Source organism: Sphingomonas oligophenolica (genome assembly GCF_039522915.1).
In the GTDB taxonomy this organism is placed as follows: domain Bacteria; phylum Pseudomonadota; class Alphaproteobacteria; order Sphingomonadales; family Sphingomonadaceae; genus Sphingomonas; species Sphingomonas oligophenolica.
This window is the reverse complement of sequence record NZ_BAAAEH010000005.1, coordinates 190,411-204,438: the sequence shown is the minus strand read 5'-3', so window position 1 is coordinate 204,438 and position 14,028 is coordinate 190,411. Positions and strand designations below refer to the sequence as shown.

13 protein-coding genes are annotated in these 14,028 nt (G+C 65.1%); 4 read left to right on the top strand and 9 right to left on the bottom strand.

Annotated features, from left to right (window positions below; genetic code table 11):
• Positions 1 to 13 precede the first annotated feature (13 nt).
• The 3 genes from ABD050_RS03440 to ABD050_RS03430 all read right to left on the bottom strand — a co-directional run bounded on the left by ABD050_RS03440 (position 14) and on the right by ABD050_RS03430 (position 3,427).
• On the bottom strand, positions 14 to 721 hold the full coding sequence (locus ABD050_RS03440; protein ID WP_343887738.1) for a glutamine amidotransferase: 708 nt from the start codon (positions 719 to 721) through the stop codon (positions 14 to 16).
• Positions 722 to 838: 117 nt separating this feature from the next.
• On the bottom strand, positions 839 to 1,942 hold the full coding sequence (locus tag ABD050_RS03435; RefSeq protein ID WP_425542403.1) for an Acg family FMN-binding oxidoreductase: 1,104 nt from the start codon (positions 1,940 to 1,942) through the stop codon (positions 839 to 841).
• A gap of 180 nt (positions 1,943 to 2,122) precedes the next feature.
• Positions 2,123 to 3,427 (bottom strand): epoxide hydrolase family protein, encoded by a 1,305-nt coding sequence (locus tag ABD050_RS03430; protein WP_343887736.1) that lies wholly within the window; start codon positions 3,425 to 3,427, stop codon positions 2,123 to 2,125.
• Between the two features lie 391 nt (positions 3,428 to 3,818).
• On the opposite strand from ABD050_RS03430, the gene ABD050_RS03425 reads away from it, so the two are divergent.
• Positions 3,819 to 4,598, top strand: a complete 780-nt coding sequence (locus tag ABD050_RS03425; protein ID WP_343887735.1) for a hypothetical protein — start codon at positions 3,819 to 3,821, stop codon at positions 4,596 to 4,598.
• A gap of 25 nt (positions 4,599 to 4,623) precedes the next feature.
• On the opposite strand, the gene ABD050_RS03420 is transcribed toward ABD050_RS03425, so the two are convergent.
• From ABD050_RS03420 to ABD050_RS03405, 4 genes are all read right to left on the bottom strand, one after another.
• Complete coding sequence (locus ABD050_RS03420; protein WP_343888072.1) at positions 4,624 to 6,027, bottom strand: NAD(P)H-dependent flavin oxidoreductase; 1,404 nt, start codon at positions 6,025 to 6,027, stop codon at positions 4,624 to 4,626.
• A 67-nt stretch (positions 6,028 to 6,094) separates the two neighbouring features.
• A complete protein-coding gene (locus ABD050_RS03415) occupies positions 6,095 to 7,231 on the bottom strand; it encodes a glycosyltransferase (RefSeq protein WP_343887733.1) in 1,137 nt (378 codons plus the stop codon).
• Positions 7,232 to 7,312: 81 nt separating this feature from the next.
• Entirely contained in the window at positions 7,313 to 8,443 is a 1,131-nt protein-coding gene (locus ABD050_RS03410) for a glycoside hydrolase family 130 protein (protein WP_343887732.1), read from the bottom strand.
• 70 nt (positions 8,444 to 8,513) lie between these two features.
• On the bottom strand, positions 8,514 to 9,389 hold the full coding sequence (locus tag ABD050_RS03405; RefSeq protein ID WP_343887731.1) for an alpha/beta fold hydrolase: 876 nt from the start codon (positions 9,387 to 9,389) through the stop codon (positions 8,514 to 8,516).
• A gap of 37 nt (positions 9,390 to 9,426) precedes the next feature.
• Between ABD050_RS03405 and ABD050_RS03400 the strand changes: the two genes are divergently transcribed.
• The 3 genes from ABD050_RS03400 to ABD050_RS03390 all read left to right on the top strand — a co-directional run bounded on the left by ABD050_RS03400 (position 9,427) and on the right by ABD050_RS03390 (position 13,216).
• Positions 9,427 to 10,794 (top strand): protein adenylyltransferase SelO, encoded by a 1,368-nt coding sequence (locus ABD050_RS03400; RefSeq protein ID WP_343887730.1) that lies wholly within the window; start codon positions 9,427 to 9,429, stop codon positions 10,792 to 10,794.
• Positions 10,795 to 10,849: 55 nt separating this feature from the next.
• A complete protein-coding gene (gene astD, locus ABD050_RS03395; RefSeq protein ID WP_343887729.1) occupies positions 10,850 to 12,262 on the top strand; it encodes a succinylglutamate-semialdehyde dehydrogenase in 1,413 nt (470 codons plus the stop codon).
• 399 nt (positions 12,263 to 12,661) lie between these two features.
• Positions 12,662 to 13,216, top strand: coding sequence for a DUF5681 domain-containing protein (locus ABD050_RS03390; protein ID WP_343887728.1), 555 nt, complete (start codon positions 12,662 to 12,664; stop codon positions 13,214 to 13,216).
• A gap of 34 nt (positions 13,217 to 13,250) precedes the next feature.
• On the opposite strand, the gene ABD050_RS03385 is transcribed toward ABD050_RS03390, so the two are convergent.
• Positions 13,251 to 13,643: a c-type cytochrome gene (locus ABD050_RS03385; protein WP_343887727.1), complete on the bottom strand. Its 393-nt coding sequence runs from the start codon at positions 13,641 to 13,643 to the stop codon at positions 13,251 to 13,253.
• Positions 13,644 to 13,743: 100 nt separating this feature from the next.
• Complete coding sequence (locus ABD050_RS03380) at positions 13,744 to 13,914, bottom strand: hypothetical protein (RefSeq protein WP_343887726.1); 171 nt, start codon at positions 13,912 to 13,914, stop codon at positions 13,744 to 13,746.
• Positions 13,915 to 14,028: the final 114 nt, after the last annotated feature.

Sequence of the window (14,028 nt, the reverse complement as noted above, 5' to 3'; positions counted from 1 at the left end):
TACCACAGTGCCGTCAGGGTTGAATCGACCCGAGGCGAGTCAGCCAATCCCCGATCATCCGCTCGCCGGCACGCACGGCGGATGGGCCGAGCCGGTCATGATCGTCCTGCAACGCGGCTGGGTCGACACCCGCGCCGCGGATATAATCCTCGTCCTCCATCCAGGCATGGAAGCGCGGATCTTCCCCCATCTCCGCATGAAACTGGAGCGCGAGCAGCCGCGCGCCGCGCCGGAATGCCTGATTGGGATAGGCGGAGGTGGAGGCGAGCAATTCGGTGCCGGCGGGCAGATCGAACGTATCGCCATGCCAGTGGAGAACATCCACATCGGCAACATGCCGCAACGGCGAGTCCAGAGCCGCCTCGCTCAGCGTCATCGGCGCGAAGCCAACCTCCCGCACCGGCCCGGCATAGACCCTCGCACCCAGTGCCGCCGCCAGCATCTGGCTGCCGAGGCACACCCCGAGCGTAGGGCGATCGGCCTCCAGCCGCGCGGTGATCGCCGCGATTTCATCGCGAATCCAGGGATGCGCCTCAGTCTCATAGACCCCCATCGGCCCGCCCATCACGACAAGCAGATCGGGCGAGACGAGATCGAGCGTGGCGAAGTCGGTCTGGCAGGCAGCGACGCGCTCGATTTCATAGCCGGCCTGTTCGATCGGCAAGCGATAGCCGGCAAGGCCTTCGTGGACGACATGACGGATGACGAGCGCGCGTTTCATGATCCCTAGCTAAAGGACAGACACGCACCGGCAACCCAAGGCTTTCTTGGCCGCCGCAAAAATTGTGCGCGCGCAATCCCCGAAAGCATCGGGGCTCCAGGCTGCTTTCTCAAGGGATCATGCGAGGAGGACGGCATCGACCGGTCGGCGCGGCGACCAGGGTAAAGTCGGACCATAGCCAAACCGCATCACGATATCCGGCCGCCTTCCCGCCAGGCCGATCAGGGCGGCCAGCTCCGGGCGGAGACGCGGAACCTCCACGGGCTGGTTCATGAAGGCGTGCTTCAATCCCAGCGCGGTTGCCTGAAGCGCGAAACGCTGACACGCCTGCCCGACCGCAACCCAATGCGCCGGGCCTTCCCCGGCTCCGGTGAAGACGGCGATCCCGGCTGAGGATCGAATCTGGCGGCCATAGGTCTCGTTCTCCAATCGCGCGGTCGAGAACCAGTCGAACGCATGTGGTCCGAGCCAGTCGGGCAGCGCCGGGTTGCCGCTCGCCACGCTGTAAAGGCCATCGCCGGTACGCAGTGCCTGGCGAGGATTGTAGCGCAGCCATGATTTCAATTCGCGGACGAAGGCGGGGTCAGCCATCTGGGCGCTGTTGCCCGCCAGAACCAGGTCTTGCAGCCGGTCGATCCGGTTTCGATCCGTCAGCAGGACTAGGTCGACGCCGGGCACGGCGGCAGCCCTGGCAAGCGCATCGAGATCGGCCTGCCCGACCGCGCGGCCGTCAAAATCCGCGCGGGTCGATTGCCTTTTGGGAATGGCATCGAACATCGCGGACGGCATGGCGCGCGCGCTCTCGAAATTGAAGGAGACAGAGCCTTTATCGGCTGAATCGAACCCGACGACACCGGGCGCCCCGCGTGCGGCAGAGGCCAGAGAGAGATTCTCGGCGGCGCAGCCCAAGCTGACGAAGAGGTGATGGTCGTCGGGATCGACGACCGGCGTGCGCCTCGAGAAATCGGGCAGGATGTCGATCCGCCTGACGCCGAGGCGAAACCGCCATGGCTGCGTGTTGTGGCCATTGGGGGCGAGCGTTGCATAGCGAATGAGATCTCGCGCGGATGGGGTGTCCGCCAAGCGCCTGCGGAGCGGACCGATCGCGGCCGCATAGTCTGCCGACGATCCCATGCCAGACAGCGCGGCATAGGCCCCGCCCCCGCCAACTGCGGCGACTGCTCCCGCGCCGATGAGCATTTGTCTTCGGTTCACGGGCATTTCCTTGCCGGGGTGGCATCATTGTCGGCACCTGGGCCGGCTGCTTTATGAACCCGGCGCGCCACCCGTGCAAACTCCGGAGACCGCGAAAAAAGGACCAGGGTCGATGATCGACCCGGCGTGCGCCCCTTTCACAATGGCAGCGGGCGGCGTCGCTAAACGCCGCCCGTGTCCAGGCGCTCAGCGCAACGACCGGAAGCCGGCGCGCAGATCGTCGATGATCGCCTGCGGCTGCTCCCACGCGGCGAAATGCCCGCCCTTGGGATGGCGGTTATAGAAGAGCAGGTTCGGATAGGCTTTCTCGACCCAGCTTCGCGGGGCCGGGCAGATTTCATCGGGGAACACGCTGACCGCGATCGGGACGGCAACCGGCTTCGGCGCCAGGAAGGGTGCCTTGTTCTCCCAGTAGAGACGCGCCGACGACACCCCGGTGTTGGTCAGCCAGTAGAGCGTGATGTTGTCGAGAATGTCGTCGCGCGACAGGCCCTCGCTCCCGCCGTCGAAAACCCGCGCCATCATCTCGTAGCTGCGGATGTCGTGATCGAGGATCCACGCCGCCAGGCCGATCGGCGAATCCGCGATGCCATACAGGGTCTGCGGCCGGTTCCCCATCTCCTGGGCATAAGCGAGGCCATGTCCGTAAAAGAAGGCGAGCTGCTCATAGGCCTGCTTCTCGTCGCCCGAGAGGCCCGCGGGCGGCGGCGAGCCGGCAAGCGCCGCGGCATCCACGTCCGGGGGCACCGCGCCGACCAGGTTGGAGTGAATCGCGAGCAATCCGGGCGGTGCCTGCACGCCCATGTTCGCGACGATGATCGCGCCCCAGTCGCCGCCCTGCGCGACATAGCGGGTATAGCCGAGGCGGTTCATCAGCGTCGCCCAGGCATGGGCAATGCGCTCGGGGCCCCAGCCCGTCACGGTTGGAGCGGCTGAAAAGCCATAGCCGGGGAGCGACGGGACCACGACGTGGAACGCGTCGGCCGCGGCGCCGCCATGCGCCGTCGGATTGGTCAGCGGATCGATCACCTTGAGCTGCTCGATGATCGACCCAGGCCAGCCATGGGTGATGATCAGCGGCAGCGCATCGGCGTGCTGCGAGCGGACATGGATGAAGTGGATATCGACCCCGTCGATGGTAGTGACGAACTGCGGCAGCGCGTCGAGCCGCGCTTCGACCTTGCGCCAGTCGTGATCCATCGCCCAGTAACTGGCGAGCTTCTGCATCGTTGCGAGCTGCACGCCCTGGGTTGCGTCGGTGACGACTTCCCTGCCGGGCCATCTGGTCGCGACGATCCGTCGTTTGAGGTCAATCAGCGCTTCGTCGGAGGCGTGGAATGTGAAGGGGCGGATCGGGACGTCGTCGCTGAGGATGAATGTTTCGGTAAGGTCGGCGCTGGCGGCTGCCCCCGGCGCCGGCTGGCGCGGGGCGACAGAAGGATTCGGGCGCGCGAGGTCACTTTGAGACGACGTATTTCCTTCCTGTGGCATGATCGTCCTCCTCATCCGAGGCGTGGGCGCTCAGCGTCCAGCCCGCGGACGACTGGAAATGCCGACCGACAGGGTCGGCTCTGCTGTCTCGCGAGGGGCCGAAAGGCGGGCTGTCATGGGTCCGTCGTACGTTTCGACTCAGTCGCGACGACGCAGGCTTTTTACGACGTCAGCGATCGCAGGTCGCGGGATTTGAGACGCGATGCCGCCTGTCTGCCACGAGTTGAAATGCGGTCGCGACAGGGTCGTGTCGGAGGTGGGCGTAACCCAGGGGCGGCGCAGCGCGGCGGCTCCCGAGGCGCCATCGTCTCACCGCAATTCCGGGTCAGGCATAGAGAAGCCTACGCAGCGCGTCGAAGAATACCGATCGGCCGACATGACAAGGAACATTATGAAGGTTCTTCTCATCGGCCTTGCCGCCCTCCAGCTGGGCGCGGCGCAGCCCGCCGAGAGCGTTTTCAACGGGACGTGGAAGGTCGATACCAGCTCGCTCAGCTTTCCCGCGAAGCCGGATATTATCCTGCTCGCAAATGGCCTCTACCGGCGGGGCGGGGGCGATGACCCCATGATAAAGGCGGATGGCCGCTTTCACCGGACGGCCGGAGACGGCTATATCGACGAAGTCGCCGTCGATATTCTCGATCGGCACCGTGTCCGGGAAACCGACAGGTTGCGCGGCAGGATCGTCTACCGGACCACCTACAGCATATCGGCGGACGGCGGAACGATGACCTCCCGCACGAGCGACCTCACCAAGCCCGACGGCAAGCCCAACAATAGCGAGACGATATCGAAGCGCGTCGGCCGACCCGACCGGGCGGCACATCTGATCTCCGGCAGCTGGCAGGCATTCAAGCTGAACGTCGCATCGAGCGCTTATCTGACCTGGACGCTGAAGCTCGACGGCAGGGCGTTCAGCTCCTCGTCGAGCAATGGCTGGGGATTCACCGCTATCATCGATGGCCCTCCTGCTCCGGTCAGCGGAGACGAGGGCGGGATGAAGTCAGTGACCATGCCGGCGAAGAACATCATCGTCGAAACGAGTTCCGGCGACGGCGTGGTCGGCGGCGTGATGACGCTGGAGGTGATGCCAGACGGCAAAAGCATCAAGGCGACCGCCCGCAATGTCAGCGAGGGCACGACCAGGACTTTCATGCTGTACAAGCAGTGAGCAGCCGGGCGCTTCGGCCGCCTGTTCAATCGCCGGTGAGGATCCGATCCACCAGCTGCTTCACCGTCGGCACGAAGCCGTTCGAATAGAACGGGTCCTTCTTGAAATTATAGGCGCCGTGCCCGGCGAACATGAGGTTCTGGTCGATCGGTCCGCCATGGGCGATGTCCTGGAGCGTCTTCTGGATGCAGAAGCTGCGCGGATCGGCGAGGCGGCCGGTCGAGTTGGTTTCGCTGTCGGCCCAGGACGAGAAGGCGCACTGGCTGAGGCAGCCCATGCAGTCCGACTGATCCTTGCGGATCATCGCCTTTTCCTCGGGCGTGACGAACACCAGGGTGTTGTCGGGCGTCTTCAGCGCGTCGATGAAGCCTTCGCCGAACCATTGCCGCGCGCGCAGCAGGTCGTTGCGCGTCACCCAGAAATTCTTGCCCTTCACCCCGACATCGAGCTGGAAGACATGGTCGCCGGCCGACTGGGTCGAGAAGGCGATCTGGCGCTCTGAGCGCGCTTCCAGCGCGCGGAGGAAGGGATTGCGGACAGCGCTCGAATAAAAGCCGGTCGGCGAGAAACGGTGGAGGAGGACTTCGCCTTCCTCGATATGGGTCAGTTTGGCCTTCCAGCCTTCGGGGATCGGGCTTTCCTGGGTGAGCAGGGGCCGGGTGCCGAACTGGAAGGCGATCTGGCCGAGCTCGGGATTGTCGATCCAGTTGCTCCAGTCGCGCAGATACCAGACGCCGCCGGCCATGATGATCGGCACGCTGTCCGAGATGCCGCCCTCGCGCATCGTCTCGCGGAGCGCTTTCACGCGGGGATAGGGATCCTCGGGCTTGAGCGGGTCCTCGGCGTTGGACAAGCCGTTATGGCCGCCGGCGAGCCAGGGATCCTCATAGACCACCGCCGCCAGCCATTCGGAGGCCTTGGAATAAGCCCGCTTCCACAGCGCGCGGAAGGCGCGGCCGGAGCTGATGATCGGGAGGTAATTGACGTTGTACGAGGCTGCGATCTCGGAAAGCTTGTACGGCATGCCGGCACCGCAGGTGACGCCCGCGACCATGCCGCGGGTCCGCTCGAGCACGCCGTGGAGGATTCGCTGGGCGCCGCCCATTTCCCACAATACGTTGATGTTGATCGCGCCCTTGCCGCCGGCGATGTCGAACGCGCGCTTGACCTGCTGGACTGCGCCCTCGATCGCGAAGTCGATCAGTTCCTCGTGGCGCTCGCGGCGGTTGAGCGCCTTGTAGATTTGCGGGATGATCTTGCCGTCGGGATCATAGCTGTCGGCATTGACCGCGGACACGGTGCCGATTCCGCCAGCCGCGGCCCAGGCGCCCGCCGATGCGTGGTTCGTCGCGGCGACGCCTTTCCCACCCTCCACCAGCGGCCAGACCTCCTGGCCGTTGTAGATGATGGGCTTCAGACCTTTGAACAACACGCCTCTCCAACTTAACCTACGTTTGATATACGCTCTGGGCCCCGCTTAGCGAGAAAATTACGACTCAGCGCAGAGCCCCTGGCCTGCCGATCGCCTGTTCGTAAAGCGCAATATAGTGGTCGATCATGACAGCTTCGTCATATTCCGAGACCGCCTTGGCACGATTCTGTTCGCCGACAAAGGCGCGCGCCGCGGGTTTGGAGCCGGCAAGCGCCTGGAGCGAATCCCGCAACATCACTTCGTTCGCCGACACAATATAAGGCCGGTTGGCCTCCGACACCATCTCGGCGATGTCGCCGACATTGGTTGCGACCACGGGCAGCCCGGCCGCCATCGCCTCGATCACCGAGATGGGGAATTGTTCGCTTTTCGAGGAGAGGGCGAGGATGTCGAACAGGCCGATATAGCGCCAGGGATCGGGGAGGAAGCCGGGGAGATGGACCCGGTCCGCCATCCCCATTGCCTCGGCCGCATCGAGGATATGCTGGCGCTCGGGCCCTTCACCGACGATCACGAGGCGGACCCGCGCCGAGACTCCGCCGGTGGCGCGGACGAGCGTCGGCAGATCCTTCACGGCACGCAGGCCGGCAAGCGCGCCGATCACCACCTCGCCCGGGCGGCGGCGAAAGCCGGGGATCACTTTTGGATCGGGCTTTCGGGCATAGGCGGCGGTCGCGATGCCGTTGACGATGCGGTGGACGCGCGCCGGGGGCTGTTTCCATGCGCCGAGCGCGATTGCCTCGAGCGTTTTTGACGGAACGACCAGGGCATGCGCCGCGGGAAGCGCGAAGCGGCGATAGATGTTGCGCTCGATCTTCAGGCCGTCCGCCTCATCGGCGTTGAAACCGTCCTCGTGATGGACGACCGGCGGCATTCCTTTCGGAAAGACCCGCTTCGCCATCACGCCGTCGATCGCGCCCCAATTATAGGTCAGGACGAGATCGAAGCGCCGCATATAGCGCGCGATCGCCTCATAGCGGGCGACCGAGGGACGACCGGTCAGCGGCGGCGGATTCTGTGCGATCTCGTAGCGGATGCCGGCCGCGATCGCGCCCTGCGCGCCGAGCTGGTCGGGCACGCCGGAGACGATGGTGTGGCGGGCGCGATCGCCGAACACGTTCATCAGGCGGACCGCCCGCGCCTCCTTGCCGCCTAGGCTGAAGGTCGAGTGGAGGTGGAGGATATTGACGGGGGGCGGCATCTCGGGGGGTGCGTTAGCGGGAATTCGGGCGGGCGTCATTACTCCCTTCTTCTTCCTCTCCTTCCGCAAACGCGAGGGGAATTAAGAAGAGAACACGGTCTTCGGCACATGGGTGATCCGGCAGGCCAGATCGGCCTCGCCGCTCGCCACCACATAATGATCGCCGGCGTCCGCGATGCCGGTCGTGAAGACGACATTGTCGATATACATCAGGTCCCTGAGCGGCTCGGTCAGCCCGGGAGCCGGCTCGAGCAGCGGATCGTGGCTGCTGCGGACCACGATCGAGGGGTCTTCCCGGTCGAGCAGCGACCAGTAGGTCCGGTAGATGCCGACCACGCCGAGCGGCTCGACTCCGTGCCACAGGCTCAGCCAGCCCTTGTCGGTGAGAATCGGCGGCGCGCCGCCGCCCATCCGCGCCGTCGCCATCGTGGCCGAATGCGGGCGGATACCGGGCTTGTCATAGGGTTTCCAGTGCAGGGCATCGGGGGATGAGGCGAGGTTGATCGAAGGCCCGGCGCGCCACTCGCTGCCGGGCGGATAGGCGAAATAGAGATCGCCGAGCGGCCGGGTCTGGGCCCAGTATTTGCCGCCGACCAGCCCTTCGAAGATCAGCATGTCCTTGTTCTGGTGATCGAGCACGATGCCCTGGAGAGTCCATTCGATCGCATCGTCGGAGGTGTAGAGCGTGGTCGAATGGCGTTCCGGGCTGACCGAGCAGGTCGTCATCAGATAACGGTCGCCGACCTTGCTGATCCGCGCATCCTCGACGCCGTAGCATTGATAGGAAGCGCGCGGCGCGATTGCCCGGTCATAATGAACCGCCACGACACCACGCCCGTCAGCGGAGAGTTCGACCGGCAACAGCCAGGAGAGCGAGGTCAGCGCCATCACCTTCCAGCCGCCGCCGCGCATCATGAATTTTCGCGGGTCGGCCGTGTCGACGAAATCGAGCGGCCAAGCGTCGAGCGTGTAGTCGCCGCCCTTGTCACTGGCTTCCCAGCGGATCGCATGGATATGCCCATCGACGATCGGCGTGCGCAGCGCCTCGGCGACACGCACCATCAGCAGCAGGTTGCCGTGGGGCAGCCGGGTCATGCCCGGATTGAACGCCCCCAGCACATAGGTCTCGGCGTCGATCTTGCCGGCGAGCGGCGAGCGCGAGAGTTCGACGTCGCGCGGCGAGAAAACGAGGCGGTCGAAGCGAAAACTCATGGCTGGCCCTGCGCAGTTGGTGGTGAGATGCCGGGCATGCCCGCCACGATGTCGTGCCGGAGAGACGCGTTCAGGCGGCGACAGGTTCCGCCATGACGCGCGCCAGCAAGCGATCGATCGCGCTTGCGGCCTCGGGTTCGTCGAGCGTCGGGGCGTGGCCGACATCGGGCACGGTCACGAGCTCGCCGCGATCGAGCGCCATCAGCATCCGGTCGGCGGTCGCTGCGCCGAGCACGTCCGAGCGGGCGCCGCGGACGATCAGCGTCGGCACCTGCTTCAGATGCTCGAAAGCGCGCCACATGTCCGGCCCCGCCTCGTTGCCGGGCACGCGGAAGGGCTCGGCGATCTTCATGTCGTAATCGAGCACGATCCTCCCCGAGCTGTTGAGGCGGTAGAGCCGCTTGGCCATCGCGAGCCAATCCTCGATCGCGTAGTTGGGATAGACGTGATCATTGACCTCGGCGACCGCGCGGGCGGCGTGCATCCAGGTCGGCCAGGTATAGGATTTGCCGACATAGGTGCGGATCCGGCCGAGCCCCGCCGGCTCGATCTCAGGCCCGACATCGTTGAGCAGCGCGCCGGCGATCGTCACGCGGCCGCTGGCGGCAAGCAACATGGCGACGATGCCGCCGAGAGAGGTGCCGAAGACGACACAGGAGGTGATCGCCAGCTCCGCAAGCAGCGCCCCGACGTCGCCGACATAGGTCAGCGGGACATAGCTCATCGGATCCTTGGCATAGTCGCTCTTGCCGCGGCCGCGGAAATCGACCGCGATCACCCGCCAGTCGGGCGAGAGCCGCGCCGCCAGATCCTCGAAGTCGCGCGCATTGCGGGTCAGGCCCGGCAGGCACAGGATCGGCGGGCGACCTTCAGGGCCGGGATAGTCGCGATAATGCAGCTTGAGCCCGTCGTCGGACACCCAGTAACGATCTTCATAGGTCGGCATGGTTGCGTCCCGCGGTTGGCACCCCCCATATCGCCGGATGAGCAATCGCCCGCAAGCATATCGACCCGAAACCGCAATCCTTGAATTGGGCGACCGATTCTACGATCCCGTCGAGGCGGCCGACTTTCCCGAAACCCGGCTGCGTTTCCGCAATGATCGGGCCGCGACGGGCGTCGGTCTCGACGGATTGAGCGATGACGAATGGGTCTCGCATTTCGGGCGGTTCGTGCCGCTCGAGGGTAGCCTGACCCGGCCGCTGGCACTGCGCTATCATGGCCATCAGTTCCGCGTGTACAATCCCGAGATAGGCGACGGCCGGGGCTTCCTGTTCGCCCAATTGCGCGATGGATCCGACCGGCTGATGGACCTCGGCACCAAGGGATCGGGCCAGACGCCGTGGAGCCGGTTCGGCGATGGCCGGCTGACGCTCAAAGGCGGGGTGCGCGAGGTGCTGGCGACCGAGATGCTCGAGGCGCTCGGCGTCGAGACATCCCGCAGCTTCTCGCTGATCGAGACCGGCGAGGCGCTGGAGCGCGGCGACGAGCCCTCCCCTACCCGCTCGGCGGTGCTGGTTCGGCTGAGCCACGGCCATATCCGGATCGGCACCTTCCAGCGCCTGGCCTATGAACGCAATGAGGAGGGGATGCGGCGGCTGATCGCCTATGTCCTGCGGCATTTCTACGGCGAGGAAGCGGGCGAGGATGCCCCGGCCCGCCTCCTGAACCATGTCGTCGGGCGCACCGCGACATTGGCGGCGCGCTATATGGCCGCCGGATTCGTTCACGGCGTGCTCAACAGCGACAATATCAACGTGACCGGCGAGAGCTTCGATTACGGGCCGTGGCGCTTCGCGCCGACCTGGGACCCGGGCTTTACCGCCGCCTATTTCGACCATGCCGGGCTCTATGCCTTTGGCCGGCAGCCCGAGGCGATCCATTGGGACGCGATGCAGCTCGCGGTGTCGCTCAGGCTGGTGAGCGAAGCGCCGCCGCTGATCGAGGTGCTCGAAGGGTTCGGCGCGCGCTATCAGCCGGCGGTGTCGGCGGCGATCCTGTGGCGGCTCGGCATGCGCCCGCGCGATCCGGAGAGCGACCGGGCGCTGGTGCAGGCGATCGAGAAGGCGTTGCGGGCCGAAGACGCGTCGATCGATCGCTTCTTCTTCGACGGCTATGGCGGGGTGCTGCCCGAAACCTATGGCGCCGCGTTCGACGAGGTGCGGGCCAGCCTTGGCGGCTATGAAGCGCGGGCTTCGCGCGACCATGTCTATTGGCAAGGGGAACCCTGCTCGATGCAGATCGACGAGGTCGAAGCGATCTGGTCGGCGATCGACCAGCGGGACGACTGGGCGCCGTTCAACAGCAAGGTCGCCCGCATTCGCGAGATGGGTGCTGCGCTGGCGGCGTGATTGCTGCGCAGCAGCCCAGTGGAATTCCCGAAAAAACTAAGGCAAGAGCGCTAAGATGGCGTCCGAAATCATTTCGACAGAACCCGCGACCGGCGCGATTCTATGGCAACATCCGATCGGCGATGTCGATGCCGAGGTTGCGCTTGCCCGTGCAAGCTGGGCCGAATGGGCTGCCCGGCCCCTCACCTACCGGATCGAGACGCTGCGCCGTTTCGCCAATGTAGTACGCGCGCGCGCCGACAGTTTTGCCGACCTGATCGCCCGCGAAACCGGCAAGCCGTTGTGGGAAGCGCGCACCGAGGTCGATTCGGTGATCGCCAAGGTCGATATCTCGGTGTCGGCCTATGCTGAGCGCACCTCGCAGCGCAGACTGGACGCGCCGATGGGATCGCGCATGGCGCTGCGCCACAAGCCGCACGGCGTGCTGGCGGTGCTCGGGCCGTATAATTTCCCGGCGCATCTGCCCAATGGCCATATCGTCCCCGCCCTGCTCGCGGGCAATGCGGTCGTGTTCAAGCCCTCCGAGAAGACGCCCGCGGTCGGCGCCTTCCTGGTCGAATGCTTCCATGCCGGCGGGGTGCCCGAGGGATGCGTGAGAGTGCTGATCGGCGGCCCGGCCGAGGGCAAGGCGCTCGCCGCGCATGACGGGATCGACGGGCTGCTGTTCACCGGCTCGGCGACAACCGGCCTCGCGCTCAACCGCGCCTTCGCCAGCCGGCCCGAGAAGATCCTGGCGCTCGAGATGGGGGGCAACAACCCGATTGTGGCCTGGGATACGCCCGATCTCTATTCAGCCGCGGTGGTGATCGTTCAATCTGCCTTCACCACGGCCGGGCAGCGCTGCACTGCCGCCAGGCGGCTGATCATCGACGAGAAGCTCTACGACCCGCTGGTCGCCGAGGTGAACAAGCTGATCGGCCGGATCATCGTCGGCGAGCCGCACGCGAAGCCAGCCCCCTTCATGGGCCCGGTGATCGACAATCAGTCAGCCGACATGCTGACCGAGAGCTTCCTCGAGCTGATGATGCGCGGCGGCCGCCCGATCCGGCATCTCGAACGCGCGGTGGAGGGCCTGCCCTTCCTGAAGCCGGCGCTGATCGACACGACCGAGGTGCGCGACCGCCCCGATATCGAGCTGTTCGGGCCGATCCTCCAGGTGATCCGCGCGAAGACCTTCGAGGAGGCGATCGCCGAGGCGAACAACACCCGCTACGGCCTGTCGGCATCCCTGCTCAGCCAGGATCCCGATCTTTACGACCAGTTCTGGGCGAATGCGCGCGCGGGGATCGTGAACTGGAACAAGCCGACCAATGGCGCCTCGTCGGGCGCGCCGTTCGGCGGGATCGGCTGGTCGGGCAATCACCGGCCCAGCGCCTATTATGCGGCTGACTATTGCGCCTATCCGGTGGTCTCCTCCGAGGCTGAGCAGGCACGGGCGGTGATCGGGATCGGGCTGACGGAAGAATAGCGGCGGTCGACATGCGAGGGCCGCGCTTCGTCGAGCGGTCATGATGTTCTTCGAATCGACGCGCGACGCCCTTGCGCTCGCGCTCGCGCTCGATCGAACGATGCGGGCGACGCTGCTGACATAGCCGCACTTCCCTGTTCCCGACCCGGAACAGCGAAAAAACAGCGAAAGAAATTTTTTTACGCTGTTTTCGGTCGGTTTGTTGGAAATATTATCATTTACTAACAATGGTTTATAGATCGCTTTCGCTGTTATTCGATAACAGGGAAAGTCTGGCGCGGAACAGCGAAGTCGCGTGACGGTAACAGCGAAAGGCCCGGCGCATAACAGCGAAGCCCGATTCAACAGTGCGGCAAAAACGGCTTTGGTGATGCGGTTCTTCATCATCGGAGCTCTGACATGACGGCACATAAAGTTGAATCGAGCGAGGGAATTGGCGAGATTGCTGCGGCGATTGCGCCCCATGACTGGAAGATCGGCCGGGGAAAGCCGCCCGTCGAGCACCAGTTTCCGAAAGGGCGATCGGGCAATCCGGCGGGCCGACCGCGCCGCTCCGGCGCGCCGGGCGACCGGCTGCGCGGCGCCGATGAGCCGACCCGGCAGGTGATCCTTCGCGAGGCCTATCGTACGGTCGAGGTGCGCGAGGGGGACACCGTGCTCAACCTCTCAATGAACGAGGCGGTGTTTCGCGCCATCGGCGTGGCTGCGCTGAACGGCAACCAGCGCGCGCAGGAGCGCTGGGCAGCGATGGTGCAGGCGGCGGAACATGAGCAGAAGCGGGCGCAGCTGGCGATCTTCAACGTGATCGAGCGCGAGGAGAAGGAGCGCGCCGCGAAGCGGCGGGAGTGGCTCGAGGCTGAGGACGACTATGATCCCTATGCCGAGGAGATCATCGTCGATACGCGATCGGGATCAGTGGTGATCCGGGACGTTGGGGACGGGGATGAGCGTTGAGGCGAGATCCCGGTAGGGATATCCCCCGCCCGGCTTAGCGATCATGCGACCTCGGCCTGGAATGAGCGTTGCGTATCTGGTGTTTTTTGGGCTGCTTCAGACTGAGAATATAGGCGATGACGTCATTCGCCTTTCGATCCGACACGATAAAATTCGGCATTGTCGGATGGGACGAACGCAGAAACGCGAGAAGGGAGATTCTGGTCGTGCTCGGCATCTGGGCGATATCGGCGAAATCGGGAGCCTCGCCGATTTGACGCAGAACCCCCGGACGCGGCACGACGACATGGCATTCAGCGCAAACCGTCTGCGCCAGTTCCCGGCCGGCGCGGACATCGCCGGGGTGACCCATGGTCTTCCCGTGGGCGGAAAGCGCTGCCGCCGCCGCTGCAAGGGCGATACTGGCTATGACGAAACCCGGCTTCATTCCCATTCTCCTGTCGCGTTGCCTGAACGTCGCGGATGTCGATGCGGGCGGCGCCCCCGCGGCTCGATTGCTCCCCCGGGGAGCGTCTCCGACCGTCGTGCTAGAACGGAATGTTTCGCGCCCGCATTTCGTGCTCCACCGCTTCAAGGAGAGGCGACGGGTTCTTCCTTTCCTGATCGGTAGCCGTCTCCCAGGTGTCCATCAGCTCATCGTCATTCATTTTCCTGGCCTCGGCGGCATAGGCCAGAATGTCTTGATCAGGATCGGTCATCGCAGGAACTCCCTTCAGAGGCACGCGGGTGCCCAGCGCCGTCGGTGACAAGGGCGGGCACTTCAGGGTCGAGCTTCATTCGGCTTCTCCACTATCGCCGTCACAGGACAGCAC